15 protein-coding genes are annotated in these 18375 nt (G+C 64.8%); 1 reads left to right on the top strand and 14 read right to left on the bottom strand.

Annotated elements, in window-relative coordinates; all coding sequences use genetic code 11:
* Nucleotides 1–44: 44 nt before the first annotated feature.
* Nucleotides 45–3401 carry a DEAD/DEAH box helicase gene (locus AWB81_RS03755; RefSeq protein ID WP_062632560.1) on the top strand — a complete coding sequence of 1119 codons (3357 nt, stop codon included), beginning with the start codon at nt 45–47 and terminating at the stop codon, nt 3399–3401.
* Here the strand turns inward: AWB81_RS03755 and pyrF are convergent.
* The 14 genes from pyrF to mtgA form a co-directional block, all read right to left on the bottom strand.
* Entirely contained in the window at nt 3398–4210 is an 813-nt protein-coding gene (pyrF, locus tag AWB81_RS03750; protein WP_062632559.1) for an orotidine-5'-phosphate decarboxylase, read from the bottom strand. The genes AWB81_RS03755 and pyrF overlap by 4 nt on opposite strands.
* 130 nt (nt 4211–4340) lie before the next feature.
* Entirely contained in the window at nt 4341–5456 is a 1116-nt protein-coding gene (gene glf / locus AWB81_RS03745) for a UDP-galactopyranose mutase (RefSeq protein ID WP_062632558.1), read from the bottom strand.
* A 59-nt stretch (nt 5457–5515) separates the two neighbouring features.
* Entirely contained in the window at nt 5516–6982 is a 1467-nt protein-coding gene (locus AWB81_RS03740) for a tetratricopeptide repeat protein (protein ID WP_143753604.1), read from the bottom strand.
* A gap of 146 nt (nt 6983–7128) precedes the next feature.
* Nucleotides 7129–8229: an aldose 1-epimerase gene (locus AWB81_RS03735; protein ID WP_062632556.1), complete on the bottom strand. Its 1101-nt coding sequence runs from the start codon at nt 8227–8229 to the stop codon at nt 7129–7131.
* Between the two features lie 83 nt (nt 8230–8312).
* A complete protein-coding gene (locus AWB81_RS03730; protein WP_200822471.1) occupies nt 8313–9188 on the bottom strand; it encodes an SMP-30/gluconolactonase/LRE family protein in 876 nt (291 codons plus the stop codon).
* Complete coding sequence (locus AWB81_RS03725; protein ID WP_062632555.1) at nt 9188–9979, bottom strand: SDR family NAD(P)-dependent oxidoreductase; 792 nt, start codon at nt 9977–9979, stop codon at nt 9188–9190. Before AWB81_RS03725 ends, AWB81_RS03730 begins: the two co-directional genes overlap by 1 nt.
* Nucleotides 9980–9998: 19 nt before the next feature.
* The gene (gene araH, locus AWB81_RS03720; RefSeq protein ID WP_062632554.1) at nt 9999–11015 is read right to left on the bottom strand and encodes an L-arabinose ABC transporter permease AraH; all 1017 of its coding nucleotides are present in this window, start codon (nt 11013–11015) and stop codon (nt 9999–10001) included.
* Between the two features lie 28 nt (nt 11016–11043).
* Nucleotides 11044–12558 (bottom strand): L-arabinose ABC transporter ATP-binding protein AraG, encoded by a 1515-nt coding sequence (gene araG / locus AWB81_RS03715; RefSeq protein WP_062632553.1) that lies wholly within the window; start codon nt 12556–12558, stop codon nt 11044–11046.
* A gap of 109 nt (nt 12559–12667) precedes the next feature.
* Nucleotides 12668–13681, bottom strand: a complete 1014-nt coding sequence (locus AWB81_RS03710; RefSeq protein ID WP_062632552.1) for an arabinose ABC transporter substrate-binding protein — start codon at nt 13679–13681, stop codon at nt 12668–12670.
* 197 nt (nt 13682–13878) lie between these two features.
* Nucleotides 13879–14658, bottom strand: a complete 780-nt coding sequence (locus tag AWB81_RS03705) for an SDR family oxidoreductase (protein WP_062632551.1) — start codon at nt 14656–14658, stop codon at nt 13879–13881.
* On the bottom strand, nt 14655–15332 hold the full coding sequence (locus AWB81_RS03700) for a 2-dehydro-3-deoxy-6-phosphogalactonate aldolase (protein ID WP_062632550.1): 678 nt from the start codon (nt 15330–15332) through the stop codon (nt 14655–14657). The genes AWB81_RS03705 and AWB81_RS03700 overlap by 4 nt, the downstream gene beginning before the upstream one ends.
* Before the next feature lie 14 nt (nt 15333–15346).
* On the bottom strand, nt 15347–16333 hold the full coding sequence (locus AWB81_RS03695) for a 2-dehydro-3-deoxygalactonokinase (protein WP_062632549.1): 987 nt from the start codon (nt 16331–16333) through the stop codon (nt 15347–15349).
* Nucleotides 16330–17268 (bottom strand): IclR family transcriptional regulator, encoded by a 939-nt coding sequence (locus AWB81_RS03690; RefSeq protein ID WP_062632548.1) that lies wholly within the window; start codon nt 17266–17268, stop codon nt 16330–16332. The genes AWB81_RS03695 and AWB81_RS03690 overlap by 4 nt, the downstream gene beginning before the upstream one ends.
* Before the next feature lie 355 nt (nt 17269–17623).
* Nucleotides 17624–18346: a monofunctional biosynthetic peptidoglycan transglycosylase gene (mtgA, locus tag AWB81_RS03685; RefSeq protein WP_062632633.1), complete on the bottom strand. Its 723-nt coding sequence runs from the start codon at nt 18344–18346 to the stop codon at nt 17624–17626.
* Between the last annotated feature and the right edge of the window lie 29 nt (nt 18347–18375).

The following is an 18375-nucleotide window of genomic DNA, read 5'->3' as shown; positions in this document are numbered from 1 at the left end:
GGGAAACGGTCGCCGGCCGCGCCGCATCGAACGAACTAGTCTGAATGAACGATACGACCACCCCGATTTCCTACGATCGATCCCAGATCACTCATTGGCTCGACGCCAGAACGGTGGCGAAGGCGGTCGGATATGTCGGAGCCGTGTCGGGAATGCGCTGGCAGGGCGGCGGATGCCTGACCGCCCGCGTGCAGGGCACGCAGCGCGCGCCGTACGCGGTCAATCTGGTTTTCATCCGCTCGCGCTCGGGCATCGAGCTTCACGATGCGTGTACGTGCCCGGTCGGGTACCGATGCAAGCACGTCGGCGCCGTATTGCTCGCGAACCTCCAATCCACGAGCGACGTCCAGCCCGATCCCGCTCAGCCGGGCGGCATGCGTCCCGAACTCGCGGAATGGCTCAAGCTGTTCCGGGCGCATATCGGATCGACTCGGCGCACCACGGCAGCGTCGTCCGAATCGAAATCGCAGGCGGCGTATGCGCTTGTCTACCTCCTCGCCGCCGCCGATGACGCCAGCCATCCGGACCTGAAAATCTTCAAGGTGCGCCTGGCAGTCGACGGCTCGATCCGCGACGTCGAACGATGGAACGCGACTCAGGCCGCGTTGGCCAATCCTGCGAAGTTCGTCACCGACGACGACCTGACGATCCTGCGCGCGCTCGCCCCGAGCCGTCTCGCGAACGATGTGATGGGACGCTTCTATCTGAGCGGCCCGGACGGCGCGGCGATCGTCTCGAAACTGCTCGCGACGGGGCGTCTCCTGACGCGGCTCGAGAAGTCCGCGGCAGGCCAGGTCGAAGCGGGCGCTGCGATGCGCGAGGGCGCACCGCGTCCGGGCCGCATCGACTGGATGCCGGAAACCAGTAATCGCCTGCGGCCGGTGTTGCGTGCCGAACCCGACGCCGCCGCCATCCTGCCCACCGACCCGCCGTGGTATCTCGACGCGCAGACGGGCGAAGCGGGCGTCATCGAAGCGCCGATGCCCGCGCGGCAACTCGCCGACTACCTCCGCATGCCGCCAATCTCGCTCGCGGAAGCGCCGCTCGTCGCCGAGGCGCTGCGCGAATGCGCGAGCGCGCTGCCGCAGCCGCTGCCCCTGCCGCCGCTGCGCGATTCCGGCGAGATCCGCGTGATCGACACCGCGCCCGAGCCGGTGCTGACGCTCGACACGCTGCCCGTGCATGTCGCGCGTTTCGGCAAATACGACCACCGCGCAACCTCGCTCGATTTTGCGATGGTGGGCTTCGACTACGACGGCCTGACCGTCGACGCCGAAAGCGCCACGACGCAACTGCAGCGCCGCGGCGACGAACTCGTCGAAGTGAGGCGCCGCGCCGACGCCGAAAACGAGCGTCTGCAACAACTCGCTGACGCCGGGCTGCAAAAGCTTTCGCTGCAGAACGTGTACGGACCGAAGCCGTTTCCCGTGGGCCTGCGCGTGCTGAACGATCCGAAGGCGTGGGAGCGCTTCGTCGCCGATGTGCTGCCGGTCCTGCGCCGCGACGGCTGGCGCGTGAAGATGACGCGCGATTTCACCTTCAACGTGATCGAGATCGACGACATCGACGGCAGCGCGCACAGCTCGGGCGACGGCTGGTTCGACGTCGAGATGGGCATCACGGCGGGCGAGCGCAAGCTGCGTCTGGAGCCGCTCCTCGCGGACCTGTTCCGGCGCGACCGCCGCTGGCTGACCGGCATGCTCGATTCGATCGCCGACGACGAAGGCGTCGAACTGCGCACGGACAGCGGCGAGCGGCTGCGCCTGCTTGCGAGCCGGCTGAAGCCGGTCGTGCGCGTGCTGATCGACCTGTTCAGCGGGATGCGCGAAGGCGAGACGCTGCGCATTCCCGCGCTCGACGCCGGCCGGCTCGCCGCCCTCGACGACACCCATCGCTGGCAGTTTCGCGGCGATACCGCCGTGATCGAACTCGCGCGGCGGCTGCAAGGCGCGAACGGCCCGCGCGAGACGGCGCCGCCGGCGGGCCTGAACGCCGAGCTGCGCGCGTACCAGCGCGAAGGTCTCGCGTGGATGCAGTTCCTGCGCGAGCACGGTCTGTCAGGCGTGCTCGCCGACGACATGGGCCTCGGCAAAACCGTGCAGACGCTCGCGCACATCCTCGCCGAGAAAGAGGCGGGACGCCTCGACCGCCCCGCGCTGATCGTCCTGCCGACGACGCTCGTCCACAACTGGTGCGAGGAAGCGCGTCGCTTCGCGCCGGGTCTCAGGGTGCTGAACCTCCACGGGCCGGAACGCCACGACCGCTTCGCGCAGATCGGCGAGCACGACCTGATTCTCACGACCTACGCGCTGCTCTGGCGCGATCACGAAGCGCTCGTGCAGCACGATTACCACCTGCTGATCCTCGACGAGGCGCAATACGTCAAGAACGCGACGACCAAGTCGGCCGCGAGCATCCGCAGCCTGCGCGCGCGGCACCGGCTGTGCCTGACCGGCACGCCGCTCGAGAATCACCTGGGCGAGTTGTGGGCGCAGTTCGATTTCCTGCTGCCGGGATTTCTCGGCAGCCAGCGCGATTTCGCCAAACGCTGGCGCACCCCGATCGAAAAGGACGGCGACAGCGTGCGGCGGCAACTTCTCGCGCGGCGCATCCGGCCGTTCATGCTGCGGCGGCGCAAGGACGAAGTGGCGAAGGAACTGCCGCCGAAGACGACGATCGTGCGCACCGTCGATCTGGAAGGCGCGCAGCGCGATCTCTACGAAACCGTGCGCTCGGCGATGCAGGAAAAAGTGCGCGCCGCGATTTCCGAGCACGGCTTCGCGCGCAGCCATATCGTCGTGCTCGACGCGCTGCTGAAGCTGCGGCAGGTGTGCTGCGATCCGTCGCTCGTGAAACTGAAGCAGGCGAAGCGCGTGGAGGAATCCGCGAAGCTCGACTTGCTGCTCGCGATGCTGCCGGAACTGATCGAAGAAGGCCGGCGCGTGCTCGTCTTCTCGCAATTCACGGGGATGCTCGCGATCATCGCCGCCGCGCTCGACAAGGCGGGCATCGCCTACGCAATGCTCACGGGCGAGACGACCGACCGCAGGGCGGCGGTGCGGCGCTTCCAGGAAGGCGTGGTGCCGCTCTTCCTGATTAGCCTGAAGGCAGGCGGCGTCGGCCTGAACCTGACCGCCGCCGACACGGTGATCCACTACGACCCGTGGTGGAACCCGGCCGCCGAGAACCAGGCAACCGACCGCGCGCACCGGCTCGGTCAGGACAAGCCCGTGTTCGTCTACAAGCTGATCGCGGCGGGCAGCATCGAGGAGAAGATCGTCGCGATGCAGGAGAAGAAGGCGGCGCTCGCCGCGAGCATCCTGTCGGACGACGCGGCGGGCGCGGTGAAGTTTTCCGCCGAAGACCTCGACGCGCTGTTCGCGCCGATCCCTTCGGTTTAACGATAGAGGTTAATCGTGTCGCGGGTCTTTTTCGCGGCTTCTGCGGCGGCGCTGGCGAAATCGTCGTCACGGCCGGCGTAGATGATCGCGCGCGACGAGTTGATCAGCATCCCCGCGCCGGCTGGCGTGCGTCCGGCACGCACCGTCGCTTCGACGTCGCCGCCCTGCGCGCCGATGCCCGGAATCAGGAGCGGCATCTCGCCGACAATCCCGCGCACCACTTCGATTTCCTTCGGAAACGTCGCGCCGACGACGAGCCCCAGTTGCCCTGCCGCGTTCCACTTTTCGGCGGCCAGTTGCGCGACGACCTGATAGAGCGGGCGGCCCTGCGTCTCCAGGAATTGCAGGTCCGAGCCGCCCGGATTCGACGTGCGGCACAGCACGATCACGCCACGCCCTTCATGTGCGAGATACGGCTCGATGGAGTCGAAACCCATGTAGGGATTCACGGTGACGGCGTCGGCGTCGTAGCGCTCGAAGGCTTCGCGCGCGTACTGCTCGGCGGTGCTGCCGATGTCGCCGCGCTTGGCGTCGAGAATCACCGGCAGGCCGGGATGCTTCTCGTGGATGTGCGCGATCAGCTGCTCGAGCTGGTCTTCGGCGCGATGTGCGGCGAAGTAGGCGATCTGCGGCTTGAACGAGGACGCATAGGGCGCGGTGGCATCGACGATCGCACGGCAGAAGTCGAAGATCGCGTCGGGGCGGTTCTTCAGCGAGCCGGGGAATTTCGACGGCTCGGGGTCGAGACCGACGCACAGGAGCGACTGCGTGCGCGTCCAGGCGGCGTTGAGAGATTCGATGAAGGACATGGAAGCGTGCGATCCGGGTGAGATGACACGCATTTTAACGTGCGGGCGGGCGGAGACCGCGCGCTCGATGGGGCACCGCCCGCAAATCCCTGCCACGGCGTTACACGATGCCATTGCGGCAACCGGAAAATCACATTGAAGATCGGCCCTCACCCAGCCGGTCACACAACGAAAGCGCCGAACCTACAATTTGATGCATGTCGTAATAGCGATATTCAGCCAGGCGTCCGCCGAAATGAATTTTCGGCGCCAACTCCTCCGCTGCGTCGCGATATCGACGGAAAAGCATGTCGGTCGACGGGTTATTGAGCGGATAGTATTCGGTTTTCCCGACGGTCCACGCATCCGGATATTCGCGGGTGATCAACGTATTCGGCGCGTTCAGTTTCATGTCGAAATGCTTGTGTTCGATGATCCGCGTCCACGGAACTTCCCGGCGCGAATAATTCATCACGGCGTTTCCCTGAAAATCGGAAACGGGCAGTAACTCGCGTTCGAACCGAAGCGATCGATATTCGAGCGTGCCGTGCCGATAATCAAAAAACGCATCGATCGGTCCGGTGTACACGACCTTGTCGTACTGGGATATCCAGTCTTCACGGTCGGCATTGAAGTCGACGTTCAGCCTGACGTCTGCTCCGGCCAGCATTTTTTCGATGATCGCCGTATATCCGCCGACCGGGATTCCCTGATATCGGTCGTTGAAGTAATTGTCGTCAAATGTGAAACGTACGGGCAGCCGCTTGACCACATCGGCGGGAAGTTCGCGAGGATGCCGACCCCACTGTTTCTGCGTGTACCCTTCGATAAAGATTTGATACAGGTCCTTCCCGATTGCGGACAGGCAATATTCTTCCATGTTCGCCGGCGTCGCGTTGGGCACCAATGCCTGCTCGAGCCGCGCCCGGGCCTCGTCGGGTGTGCGCACGCCATACACCTGGTAAAGGGTGAACAGGTTGATCGGAAAACTGTATATCCCCGAACCGCAGTCGACCTTTACGCGGTTGACGTAATGGTTGAATTCGGCAAATTGATTGACGTAATCCCAGATCTTTTTCGAGTTCGTGTGGAAGATATGCGCGCCATACACGTGCTCGTGGCAGTCCGCTTCCGGAATATATCGAGTAAAGACGTTGCCACCAATGTGGGATCGCTTTTCAATGACCGTGCAACGGTGGCCTGCTTTGGCAAACTCGTGCGCACATACGGCGCCGAACAAGCCGGCGCCGACTATCAAAATTTTCATCTGGAACTCCGCGACTTCGAGCCGTCAGCAACCGTGAGGCTCGAATCATGCTGTGATATTCAGTTTTCGAAGAAGGCCGCGCGCGTTTGCTGCTCGAACTCCGACACTTCCAGCCGGATGCGCTGCCTGTAGTAACGCTGCTGGTCGACGTGAAAGTCGAGGTTTTCCAGGGCAGCCCGGACGCGTCGAAGCAGTTCGCCACTGGCGATGTCACCGGTGTTGAACAGATAGCGGCGATCCAGTGGATGATCCGCGAAATGCGCAGCGGCCCCCTTCTCATGAAGGAAAACAACCGCGCCACTCGCCGCCGCTTCGCGCGGCACTCTGTCTTTACCCGGATGATGGCCGAAATCGATATAAATCGCGCACTCTCGCAATGCGGCGCGAACTTCGGCACGGCTCATATTCTGGAGTAACCGGAAATCGATCCCCTGAGCGGAGGCAACGAATTGCGCGGCCAAAGGTCCGCCCTTGCGGGGAAATATCGCCACATGACGCCTGGCTTCCCGCGCTGACGACTCGCCTTCTTCGATGTAATCCCGATTGATGAAGTCGAATAGCGGAAACAGGTTGCGCAGCCCGACGTGATGTTGCAGGAAATGCCGGGCATATTCCGACTGATACAGATGAATCAGTTGCGGCTCGTCCAGAATTTCGCGGGCGGTTTGTTTATCGGTCAGTTTGGGATTCGAAACAACGGCATTGTCCACGGACAGCCACCAGATGGCGCGGGGGCATGCGGTCATTTTTCTCGCGACTTCGGCCAATACCTCGGGGAAAATGACCAGCGTGCGCGGTTTCAACGAAGCGCGGCTCAGCACGACGGGCTGATAGGCCGCGTAGGCCTCGACGAGGTTCGGATCGGGTTGATAGCTGCATTCGACCTGATCGTTGGCCAGGCTGGTCCGGGAAATCGCCCCGTAGTACGCAATCTTCGCGTTGCCGCCAAGCGCGTTGATGGTATAGGCCAGTTGATGCATGGCTTCGGGGCCGCCGGTCACTACCTGCGGACAAAACAGGATGACCTCGTCGTAGGCGCACTTGAGCGCGACCGGATTCGCGGCGGTCGAGCGTGAGTCGAGCGGCTCGCCTGAAATCGGGTTCGAAGCCTTCTCCTGCTCGCCGGCGAGCAGGAGCGCCTCTTCATAGACCGCACGGTAATCCGCGCGATCCGGTGTCAAGTCGCACGCGGCCTTGAGATAAGACAGGCTGTCGGGCAATCGCTCCTGCTGGATCAACAGCACGCCGAAGTTGTGATTCGCGTCGGCGTGATCTGGCTGCCGTTCGAGCGCCGACAAATAAAGCGGCTCGGCCCCACGGAAATCGCCTTCGGCGTGAAGCAAGACTGCCATTTCAAAGACTTCGGCCGCTTTGAGATCCCGATCGACAGCGTCGCTGCTCGCAACTGCCGTTCGCTCCGGCGCTGGCTGGCCTAAAGCCTCCGTGGGCGCGCGTCCATCACTGGATTCCGGGCCGGCGCAAACGCCGATTTCATCACTGCAGGCTGAGGGAGAGGCTGTCATCATCGATTCGCGCGTTGTCCAAGTTCTTACGCAACGAGTCTACTGAACAACCTGAAAAGGCCATTGCCCGAACAGAGACGATAATTCCCCGCATTTCGCACCCAGTGGCCCGGCTACTTTGCAGAGAATTCCTCCCCTTTCCGACGAGGCTACCGTGCCGCCGTCCGCCCCCGCGCCCCCGCTGCCGCTCTCGGCCGCCCGCGCCGGACCGCTTCACCCGTCCGCTCGACGGTGAACCGGAACTCCCGCGCCAGCTTCTCCCCCGGTGCCAGCACGGTCATCCCATGCGCTTCGCCGCCTCCGGGCAGGTTGACCGCGTTGATCGGATGATCGACCGGCTCGAAACAGAAGTAATCGGCCCCGGGCGGCGCGTACAGCACGTAGTAATCCGTATTGGCGGAAATCGTCAGCGAAAGACGCCGCTTCGGCCATAACACGCTCGTCCGCCCGCTCCATCCGGTGAACGCGTTGTTGACCATCGTCGGCGGCATCGGATACGCGACGCCGAACTGCCACGCCGGCGGCGCCGGCACATGCCGCACCGGCAGCCAGTCGTCGCCGCAGAGCCACAACCCGCCCGCCGCCGCCGACAGCTCCGTGTCCGCCTCCCGCATCAGAAAGGGATGCAGTCCGAGCCCGAACGGCAGCGCCTCGCGGCCGGTGTTCTCGACATCGAGCGCAACGACAAGCGTCGCGCCATCCAGTCGATACGTCTGCGCCGCGCGATACGAATACGGCTTGCCCCCGCTCCGGTCGAGCGTCAGACGCACCCGCGACGCCTCCTCTTCCTCGACTTCCCACGCTCCGAGCCAGCCGTCGCCATGCAGCGGCAGCGGTTCGTCGTCGCGATTGCGCGGCACGTCGATCGCGCGCCCGGAGAAGTTGAAATGCCCGTTGCCGATCCGGTTCGAATACGGCAGCAGCGGATAGCACGCAAGCTGGTTCGGATCGGTGTCCGCGCTCGGATGAACGCACGGCCGGAAGATCGGCACGAGCGCGCCTTCATGACGCCAGTCGAAACGCGTGATGCCGCCGCCGAGCGCGGGGGCCACGTCGAGCCGCAGATTCGAATTGGCGAGCGTGATGCAGCCTTCGATGCCGGCGCCGCCCATCGCGACGACGGAGGTGCCCGGTCCGGGCCGTATTGGCGGCTCGGTGGCGGCGGCCAGTTTGGAGCGCCGCGCGTTGGCGGCCGCTGTGGAGGACGTCGACGCAGGATTCACTCTTTCCGCTGAACGAGCAACAGTCATGTCTCACGCTCCATCGAGAGGCGACAGCCCGGCATGGCCGGGTCGGGTGGGCGGCGCGTCATCTGCGCGCCGCCTCGGATTCTTCATGCCTTGCCTGCAAACACCGGTTCCGCGATCCCGCTCGCAGCGGGCGTCGCGATGAAAACGCCGCCAGCGTGCAAGTCGCGTTGCAGTTGTTCTTCATCGAGGCCGACGCGCGCGCTCGTCACGTACAGCGTGTCGAGCGCCGCGCCGCCGAACGCGACGCAACTGGGCTGCGCGCTCGGCACTTCGATGCGCGCCGCTTCGCGGCCGTCGGGCGCATACCGCACGACGCGCGCGCCGCCCCACTGCGCGTTCCACAGACCACCGTCGCGATCGACTGTCGAGCCGTCGGGCTCGCCGGTGGCGTCGCTCAATTCGGCGAACAGTCGATCGTGCGCGAACGTCGGGTAGTCGCATGCGCGAATTTGCCGCGTCGGCGAATCGCAGTAGTACATCGTCGTGCCGTCCGGGCTGAACGCAATGCTGTTCGAAATCGCGCAGTCCGCAAGCGGCAGCCGTTCGAGCAACAAATCCCCGTTCAGCCGATAAAACCCGCCGATCGCCTCAGCCTTCGCGACATCGTGCTTCGTGCCGAACACGAACCGGCCCTGCCGGTCGCAGCGGCCGTCGTTCAGGCGCGTCGGCAGGCCGGCCTCGACTTCGACGATCGTTTCAATTTCGCCCGTCGCGAGATCGAAGAACGCGAGCCGCGACGCGAGTCCGAGCAGCAAATAATCTGGATCGGCGCATGTCGCAAAGCAGCACAGCCGCTCGGGCATCGCGAACGAAACGCTCGTCCGGTCGCGCGGATCATAGCGCCACAGGCGTTCGCCTTCAATGTCGGTCCAGTAGAACCGGCCGCTCGCCGCGCACCAGGTCGCGCCTTCGCCGAGCGCGCACTGGCTGTCGACCAGAAGCTGCACGCGCGCGTCCATCACGCCCAGCCTCCGTCGACGATCACGTCCTGCGCGGTCATCATGCGGCTGTCGTCGGACGCGAGGAACAGCGCCGCGCGCGCGAGATGCTCGGGCAGCAACTCGGCGTCGATGCACTGCCCTTCCTTGATCGCACGGCGGCCGGCGTCGTCGAGCCAGAGGCGCTTTTGCTTGTCCGTCATCACCCAGCCGGGCACGAGCGTGTTGACGCGGATGCTGAACGGTCCGAGGTCGCGCGCGAGGCCGCGCGTCATGCCCTGCACCGCCGCCTTCGCCGTCACGTAGACCGGATAGTTGCCATTCTTGAGCATCCAGCTGACCGAGCCGAGATTGATGATCGAGCCGCTGCCGAGCTGCTTCATGTCGTCGATCACGGCCTGCGCCGCGAAAAACTGGTGACGGATGTTCACCGCGATGCCCGCGTCGTAGGACTCGGGCGTCACGTCCTCGATCTTGTGGCGCTTGTCGTTCGCCGCGTTGTTCACGAGCACGCCGATCGGGCCGAGCGCGCTGCGCACATCGGCGATGCCCTTCCTGAGCGCGTCGATGTCGGTCAGATCCACGCGCAGGAACATCGGCCGATAGCGGCCTTCCGGCAGATCGGCGCCCAACTGGTCGGCGAGCGCCTCACCCGCGTCGGTATCGATGTCGAAGAACGCGACCTTCGCGCCCTGATCGAAGAAATGCTCGACAAAGGCCGCGCCGATGCCGGTCGCGCCGCCGGTGATCAGCACCGTCTTGCCGGCGAGGCTGGGAAAGCGCGCGTAGGCGCTGTCGATGGAAGATGCCATGCTTTATCCCTCTGATGAATTAGTCACGCGAGCCGCGGTTCTTCAACTGGTCAAGCAGCACGGCAGCCAGCAGAATGGCGCCACGCACGAGGTACTGATAGAACGCGTCGATGTTGAGCAGGTTCATCACGTTCTCGACCGTGCCCATGATCAGGACGCCGATCACCACGCCCGAAATCGTCGCCCGGCCGCCCAGCAGCGACACGCCGCCCAGCACGCACGCCGAAATCACGTTCAGCTCGAAGCCCTGCGCGGCGTTCGGCTGGCCCGAGGTGATGCGCGAGGCGAGGATCACGCCCGCGAGCGCGGTCACGGCGCCCTGGATCATGAAGATCCAGACGCGCGTGCGCTCGACGTTGATCCCCGCGAGCCGCGACGCTTCCGGATTGCCGCCGATCGCCAAAGTATTGCGACCATACACCGTTTGGTTGAGCATGACGCCAAAAACGATGAAGCACGCAAGCGTCACCCAGATCGGCAGCGAGATGCCGGCGAACGCGAGACTGCCGAGCGCGATGAAGGTATCCGACGACACTCCCACCGCCTGCCCGTGCGACACGATGAAGCCGAGTCCGCGCACGATTTCCATCGTCGCGAGCGTCGTGATCAGCGCGTTGATCCGCAGGTAGGCGATCACCGCGCCGTTCACGAAGCCGATCACCGCGCCCGCCGCGACCGCCGCGACGATCGCGATGGCGGTGTTGTCGGTGGCGTTGAGCACCATCGCGCAGAGAACGCCGGCGAACGCGATGGTCGAGCCGACCGAGAGGTCGAAATCGCGGGACGCGAGGCAGAACATCATCGTGCAGGCGACCATGCCGATCTGCGAAATCGACAGCGCGAGGCCGAGCATGTTCTCGATTGAGAAGAAATGATCGACCGTCGCCGACATCGTCACGAACATCACGATGAAGATGACGATCAGGCTGTATTCGGTGATTTGCTGCCACCACTTCTGCTTGTCGGATTTCTGCGGGATCAGCGCGTTCGCGACCGACTCGCTCGCCTGGCTGACGATGTTTTCTCTTGCTTCCATGATTCGCTCCGTGTTCCTTTGAACCTGTTCAGGCTGCTATTGCCGTCGTATCCGACTGCGGCAGCGCGAGACTCAGCACCGATTGTTCGTTCGCCTTCGCACGCGGCAGTTCGCCCGCGATCCGCCCCTGCCGCATCACGACGATCCGGTCCGACACGCCGAGCACCTCCGGCAGTTCCGACGAAATCATCACGATCGCGCAGCCGCGCTCGGCCAGCTGATAGATGACGTTGTAGATTTCGTGCTTCGCGCCGACGTCGATGCCGCGCGTCGGCTCGTCGAGGATCACGACCTTCAGGTCGGGCTCGGCGAGCCAGCGCGAAAGAATCGCCTTCTGCTGGTTGCCGCCCGACAGGAAGCGGATCTTCTGCTTGCGCGTCGGCGTCTTGATCTTCAGGAGCTTGATGAAACGCTCGGCCGTCTGCGCTTCCTTCTTGCGGTCGAGGAAGAATCCCGCGCGCAGGTAATGACGGCGGCACGAGATGTTGATGTTCTCGGCGACCGTCGCCATCGCGATCACGCCTTCTTCCTTGCGATCCTCCGGACACAGCACGATGCCGTTCCTGATTGCCTCGCCGGTGCTGCGCACCTTGATCGGACGGCCGTCGAGTTCGATCGTGCCGGCCTTCTTCTTGTCCGCACCGTAGACGAGGTGCATCAGTTCGCTGCGCCCCGCGCCGACCAGCCCGAAGAAGCCGACGATCTCGCCGCGCCGCACTTCGAAGCTCGCCGGACTCTTGATCGCATGTCCTTCCACGTCCGCGACCGCAAAGCGCACCGGACCGAGTTCGCGCGGCTTGTAGTCGTAGATGTCGCTGATCTCGCGGCCCACCATTTCCGCGACGAGCGTGTCGCGCCGCACTTCCGCGAGCTTCGGATGCGAGCCGATCAGGCGGCCGTCGCGGAAAATCGTGCAGGTGTTGCACAGCTCATAGATCTCGTCCATGCGGTGCGAGATATAGATGAGCGCGCGCTTGTCCGCCTGCAGGTCGCGCACGAGCTTGAAAAGCACTTCGGTCTCGCGGTGCGAGAGCGAACTGGTCGGCTCGTCGAGCGCGATCACGCGCGCGTTGCGCAACAGCGCCTTGCAGATTTCGACCATCTGCCGCTGCGCGATGGAAAGCTTCCTCAACTTCGCGTTCGGATCGAGATCGACGCCCATCGCGACGAGGCGCTCCTTCACGTGCCTTTTCGCCTCGCGCTTGTTCACCCAGCCGAACGTGCTCGGCAGCGCGCCGAGCAGCAGGTTTTCGGCGACCGTGAGATCGGGCACGTATTGCAGTTCCTGGTGAATCACCGCGATGCCGGCCGCAATCGATGCGGCCGCGCTCGGGAAATGCACCTCGTTGCCGTCGATGAGCACGCGGCCCGAATCGGGCTGGTACTCACCGCCGAGAATCTTGAGCAAGGTCGATTTACCCGCGCCGTTCTCGCCCATCAAGCCGTGAACTTCGCCGGCGTGGACGTCGAAGGACACGCCGTCGAGCGCGCGCACGCCTGGAAACACCTTGCCGATATTGTCAAAACGCAGCGTCGCTGACACATCGCCTCCTGAATTCTGCAAGGCCGCTCGTGTCGACCAGAGCTAGCGCTTTAGCGCTTACTCTGGACCCATGCAAGAGCGGCCTTTCTTTCACCTTGACACCGGACCCTTATTTCGCCGACGCGAGGCCCATTTTTTCACGCACTTCCGCGACGTTGTCGCGGGTCGCGAGCATGCCGCTCGTGAGCGTGAGCTTCGGCGGTTCCTTGCCGTCCTTGATCCAGTCGTACATCAGCGTGGAGGTTTCCTCGCCGTGGCGCTTCGGGCTGATGATCACGGTCGCGAAGAAGCCGGTCGGGTTCGGCTTCTTGAACTCGTTCAGCGCCGAATCCGACCCGCCGATGCCGACGCCGATCATGTTGTCCGCCTTGAAACCGCGGCCTTCCGCTGCGCGCACCGCGCCGAGCACGCCTTCGTCGTTCAGCGCGAAAGCAACCCAGTGCTTGAACTGCGGATTCTTCGTCAGCGCGATGTTGGCGGCGTTGAACGCGTTTTCCGTGTCCGTCTTCGCCTGCGGCGCCATGATGATGTTCGCCTTCGGGAAGCCCGCGGCGACCAGCGCGTCGGCGGCGCCCGTCGTGCGGTCATGGGCGGTCGGCAACTGTTCGTAGGTCACGTCGATCGCGCCGACGTCCTTCATGTCCCAGCCGCGCTTCTTGATCTCGGCGGCGATGCCCTCGCCCACCTGCTTGCCGATGTTGTAAGCCGAGATGCCCATGTGCGGCACGGACTCGATCGGCTTGCCCGCGCCGTCGACGAGGCGGTCGTCGACCGTCATCATCTTGAGCTTGTCGGCCTTCGCCTTCGCGACGATGCCCGGCCCGAGCTTCACGTCCGGCGTGCAGATCACGAAGCCCTGCGCCTTCTGCGCGGCGAGGTTGTCGATCGCGCTCATTACCTTCTCACCCGACGGCGCGCCGATCTTCACCAGCGTGAACCCCTTCTCCTTCGCGGCGATTTCGGCGAACTTCCACTCGTCCTGGAACCACGGCTCTTCGGGCTGCTTCACGATAAAGCCGATCTTGATCTGCTCGTCGGCGGCCTGCGCGACCGGTGCGGCGAGCATGGTGGCGCTTGCGGCGGTGGTCGCGGCAACCAGCGTGAGGAATATTCTGCGTTTCATCTTTGTGTCTCCTGACGTATGTCTCAAGTCCATGCGCTGTTTTGACGAGCGCTACGAAGGTGTGTGGCCGCGTTTTTTTGTCGACCAGGTTTGGCGTTGTCGACCAGAGTCGGCGCATTAGCGCTTACTCTGGTCCCATGCGCTTACTCTGGTCCCATGCCGCACCACGGCCAGTGCGTCACTGCTTTCTTTCTCAATCAATCGTGATAAAGCACCGAACGCCCGCCATCCACAGTGATGCAGCTCGCGTTGATGAACGGCGCCTCGTCCGATGCAAGGAACACCGCCGTCATCGCGACTTCCTCCGGACGGCCGATGCGCTTCATCGGCTGCAGATCGAGCGTCGCCTGCTTCGCGGCGGCCGGATCGGCCTGTTCGTTCCACCAGTCGTGCGTCAGCTGCGTTTCGATGTAGCCCGGCGCGATCGCATTCACGCGCACGTTGTTCGGCGCGTATTCGATGCCGAGCGCGCGCGTCAGGCCGATCACGCCGTGCTTCGCGACCGGATACGGAAAGCAGCCGGGAATGATCTTGAAACTGTGCGTCGAAGCAATGTTCACGATGCTCCCCGTGCCGCGCTCGACCATGCCGGGCAGCACCGCGCGGCAGCCGTTCCAGACGCCATCGAGATCGACGGCAAAGCAGCGGCGCCAGTCGTCGTCGGTCATCGTGAGCGGGTCGCGGAAGACGTTGATGCCCGCGTTGTTCACGAGCGTGTCGACGGGGCCGAACGCCTGCTCCGCCTGCGCCACCGCCCGTTGCACCGAAACGCTCTGTGTGACGTCGGTCTCTACCGCGAGCACGTTTTGCGAACCGGTTTCGTCCGCGATGCGCGCAGCCGTCTCGCGCGCCGTCCCGACATCGAGTTCCGCCAGCACGACCGACGCGCCTTCGCGGGCGAACGCGAGCGCGATCGCCGCGCCGATTCCGCGACCCGCGCCGGTGACGATCGCGACCTTGCCGGCGAGCCGCTTCATTTCTTTTCGCCCCGCGCGATCTGAAGGCCGCGGATGAACGCCTTCGCATGCGATCCGGTGACGGCGGCGCTCTGCCCCGGCTTGTACAGCGCCGAGCCGAGACCGAAGCCGTTCGCGCCCGCCGTCAGGAATGGCCCCATGTTGTCCGGCGCGATTCCGCCGACCGGCACGAGCGGCACGGCCGACGCGATCACTGCGCGCCACGCTTTTACCACTTCCGGGCCGAGTTGTTCGGCGGGGAACATCTTCAGCACGTCGGCGCCGTTCTTCAGCGCGAGAAACGCCTCGTTCGGCGTCGCGACGCCCGGCGCGCAGGCCATGCCGTGCGATTTCGCCGCGCGCACGACATCGGCGTCGCTGTGCGGCATCACGATCAGCTCGCCGCCGGCCGCCTTCACCTGATCGACGAAGCTGAAATGCAGCACCGTCCCCGCGCCGACGATCGCATCGGGCGGCAGCGCCTGACGGATCGCCGCGATGCTGTCGAACGGCTGCGGCGAGTTGAGCGGAACCTCGACGATGCGAAAGCCCGCTTCGTACAGCGCGCGGCCGTGGTCGGCGGCGTCGGCGGGAGTGACGCCGCGCAGGATCGCGATCAGCGGACACGCGCTGAACGCGGCATCGAGTCCGGCGTGCGGCGCGTAGGGCGCGGGCAGGTTGATATGAGGCTGCATGGGCGTTGCTCCTTTCAACTTGTGCGGGCGGCGGATGTCACGAGCCCCGCCTGCGCTGCAATCCGGAAGAGACCGCGCTCGGTCGCCTGCGCGACGGTCTTGGTGTCGTGGCAGCCGAAGCGGGCAAGTGCCGCGCGATATCGCTCGCACAGCGCATCGTTGCCGATCAAGCGCAGCGTCTTGCCGGCGAGCGTCGAATGCTCGCGCACGAGCACTTCGTTCAGGCCGCGCAGTTCGTGGCCGATCAGCAAGCCGGAGAGATAGTCCGGCTGCTGTTCCGGCGCGAGCTGTCCGGTGAGCCCGAGCGTGCGCGTGCTGAAGATAGTCGCGAGAAGACCCGCGTGGCCGGCGTCCTTCGCGGTATCGACGCCGCGCACGAACGCCTCGGCATCGTGCTGGTCGTTCGCTCGCATCGTGCGACCGAGGATCGTGTGATCGCGCAGCGCGCCGAAGGTCTCGCCGGTCATGAACGTATAGAAGCGCTCGATACGCCCGCCGAACACGAACGCCCACTTCGCATGCGTGCCCGGCAGGCCGATCAGCGCGCCGTGCGGCTCGCTTTCGAGCGCGGCGTCGCCGGCGAGCGCGCCGAAGATCTGCGTTTCCTCGCCGCGCATCACGTTCGGCATCGCGCCTGCCTGCAGCACGCCGGGCACGATATGCACCGTCGCGCCGTTCGCCGCCTTCACTTTCACGATGCCGTTTACAAGCGCCGGCGCATCGGCGGGCGTCTCGATGTAAGGCGCCTCCAGCCAGCCCTGCGCGCTGCCGACCATACCTGCCGCGATCACCGGCAGTTGCGCGTTGCCCGCGAGCCACGCGCCGCAGGTTTCGTCGAACGCCTCGTCGAAGCCGCCCGCCGGCAGGTTCATGATTCCCGCCGCCGACGCCCGCGTATCCAATACCGCTCCGTCGCCGCCGAGCAGGTAGGCGCGCAGCGCGGTCGTGCCCCAGTCGAGCGCGACCAATGCGGCGTCGGCGTTTGTATCGGCGCCGGTCATCGCTTGATCCTGCGCGTGGTCGGCTGCGGCACGCGCCAGCCGAGTTCTTCCGAGATCGCGCGCGCTTCGCGCTGCACGACCGGGATCAGTTCTTCCATCCGGTCGTGCGGCATGTACGGAATCGTGCTCGCCACCGACAGCGCCGCCACGATCGCTCCCGACGCATCCCGCACCGGTGCCGCGACGCAGCGGATCGACGCCTCGTTTTCTTCGAGGTCGAACGTGAAACCGCCTTGCGCGTAGCGCGTCATGCGCTGCGTGAAGATGTCGATGTCGGGGCGGTTGTCGGGCTTGAAGCTCGCGCCCGCGAGCGCCCGATGCGACGCTTCCAGCAGCCTGGTCCACGCGTCGTGCGGAAGGTCGAGCATCATCGCCTTGCCGATGCCGGTCGACGCGAGCGGCATCCGGTGCCCGACGCGCGAGCGCATTTCCAGACCGCGCGTGCCGGGAATCTTGTCGATGTAGAGGACGTCGTCGCCGTCGCGCACGCCGAGGTGAATCGTGTCGTGCGTGTGCTCGGCGAGCGCTTCCAGATGCGGGCGCGCCACCGCCGTGAGCGGCATCTGTTCCAGCGCAATCGTGCCGAGCTCGATCAGCTTCGGCCCGAGCAGGTATCCGCCCTGCACCTGGCGCAGATAGCGCGCCTGCACGAGCGAGCTGACGAGCCGGTGTGTCGTGCTGCGCGTCGTGCCGAGCGCCGCGCCGAACGCGCGCAGGTCGCGCGCGCCGTTCGCGGCAGCTTCGAGAATCGCGAGGCCGCGCAAGAGCGTCTGCGTGCCCGCCTGCTGTGGCGTGATGTCGACGAGCGCGCTTGGCAGCGCGAGCGCGTCGGGATCGCGGCCGGCCGGTTTCGCGGCGGCCTTCGGCTGCTGCGCGGGGTCCGGCGTGACCGTGCCGCCGGCGACGTCGATATCGGTATTCGGTGATTTGTTCATGGCGCTCGTGCTCGTTGGACCGTGCCGCCGCGGCGTCAGGCGTGGCGCTGCGCAGTCGCGCGGGATGCTCGATGAGAAGTGGCCGAATGAGCCGAAGCGACCTGCGGACGCAGGCGGGCGATCGATTGCATGATGTGTCTCCGTTCTTTTCGTCGCGCGGCGGATGAAACATCGCGCCGCGTCGCAGGTGCCGTTCAGGCTGTGGACGGATTCTAGTTCCGACCGTCTCGAATATTCAATATGTGATTGCAGTGTTCAGATAATGGGAGTCACCGCGTAAGGAAACAGCAAGAAAACGAAAAAAAGCCCTGACCAATCAGGGCTTTATGCGTTTAGCGTCGACCGGCTAAAAAAGCTATTCCGGCAACTCGGCGGCGCCCATGCGTTTCGCGATGATCCGGGTGCGCTGCGCGAGATAAGCCGAATTGCGATGCTCGTCGAAATATCGCGGCCGCGGCAGCATGACCGCGAGCCGCGCGCTCTGCCACGCCGTGAGCTTCGCCGCTGACGTCTTGTAGTAATAATGCGCGGCCGCTTCGGCGCCATAGACGCCATTGCCCCATTCGACCGAGTTCAGATAGATCTCGAAGATGCGTTCCTTGTCCATCCAGAACTCGAGCATCGCGGTGATGACGAGTTCCTGCGCCTTGCGGATATAGCTCTTCTCCCGCGACAGGAAAAGGTTGCGCGCAAGCTGCTGCGAGATGGTCGAGCCGCCCGCGACGATCCGTCCGCGCGCCTTGTTCTTCTCCCACGCCTGGAGGATGGCGTCGGTTTCGTAGCCGTTGTTGCTCGCGAAGTTCGCATCCTCCGACGCGATGATCGCGCGCTTCAGGTTGCGCGAGATCTGGTCGTACGGAACCCATGTGCGCTGTACCGACAAATCCGGCCGCTCCGCTTTGAGCCGCCAGGCGTCGGAACGCATGAACGCGGTCGACGACGGATTCACCGTCGTCCAGATGCCGATCTGCACGAAGTAGAAGAGCTGCGTTGCGAAGAGCGCGATGCCGAGCACCGAGATGCCGTATGCGATCCAGCGCGCCGGGCCGAGACGGGCCGCGGGTTTCGCTCGTGTCATCGTCGGGGAGGCCATGCGCGCGGTCCGGT

It is taken from the genome of Caballeronia arationis, assembly GCF_001544975.2.
Taxonomy (GTDB): domain Bacteria; phylum Pseudomonadota; class Gammaproteobacteria; order Burkholderiales; family Burkholderiaceae; genus Caballeronia; species Caballeronia arationis.
The sequence above is the reverse complement of the archived record's forward strand: the minus strand, read 5'-3'. Positions and strand labels throughout refer to the sequence as shown.

Coding starts and splice junctions, on each gene's coding strand:
- AWB81_RS03755 (WP_062632560.1), top strand. CDS start 45: ATGAACGATACGACCACCCCGATTTCCTACGATCGATCCCAGATCACT.
- pyrF (WP_062632559.1), bottom strand. CDS start 4,210: ATGTCCTTCATCGAATCTCTCAACGCCGCCTGGACGCGCACGCAGTCG.
- glf (WP_062632558.1), bottom strand. CDS start 5,456: ATGAAAATTTTGATAGTCGGCGCCGGCTTGTTCGGCGCCGTATGTGCG.
- AWB81_RS03740 (WP_143753604.1), bottom strand. CDS start 6,982: ATGATGACAGCCTCTCCCTCAGCCTGCAGTGATGAAATCGGCGTTTGC.
- AWB81_RS03735 (WP_062632556.1), bottom strand. CDS start 8,229: ATGACTGTTGCTCGTTCAGCGGAAAGAGTGAATCCTGCGTCGACGTCC.
- AWB81_RS03730 (WP_200822471.1), bottom strand. CDS start 9,188: ATGGACGCGCGCGTGCAGCTTCTGGTCGACAGCCAGTGCGCGCTCGGC.
- AWB81_RS03725 (WP_062632555.1), bottom strand. CDS start 9,979: ATGGCATCTTCCATCGACAGCGCCTACGCGCGCTTTCCCAGCCTCGCC.
- araH (WP_062632554.1), bottom strand. CDS start 11,015: ATGGAAGCAAGAGAAAACATCGTCAGCCAGGCGAGCGAGTCGGTCGCG.
- AWB81_RS03710 (WP_062632552.1), bottom strand. CDS start 13,681: ATGAAACGCAGAATATTCCTCACGCTGGTTGCCGCGACCACCGCCGCA.
- AWB81_RS03705 (WP_062632551.1), bottom strand. CDS start 14,658: ATGAAGCGGCTCGCCGGCAAGGTCGCGATCGTCACCGGCGCGGGTCGC.
- AWB81_RS03700 (WP_062632550.1), bottom strand. CDS start 15,332: ATGCAGCCTCATATCAACCTGCCCGCGCCCTACGCGCCGCACGCCGGA.
- AWB81_RS03695 (WP_062632549.1), bottom strand. CDS start 16,333: ATGACCGGCGCCGATACAAACGCCGACGCCGCATTGGTCGCGCTCGAC.
- AWB81_RS03690 (WP_062632548.1), bottom strand. CDS start 17,268: ATGAACAAATCACCGAATACCGATATCGACGTCGCCGGCGGCACGGTC.
- mtgA (WP_062632633.1), bottom strand. CDS start 18,346: ATGACACGAGCGAAACCCGCGGCCCGTCTCGGCCCGGCGCGCTGGATC.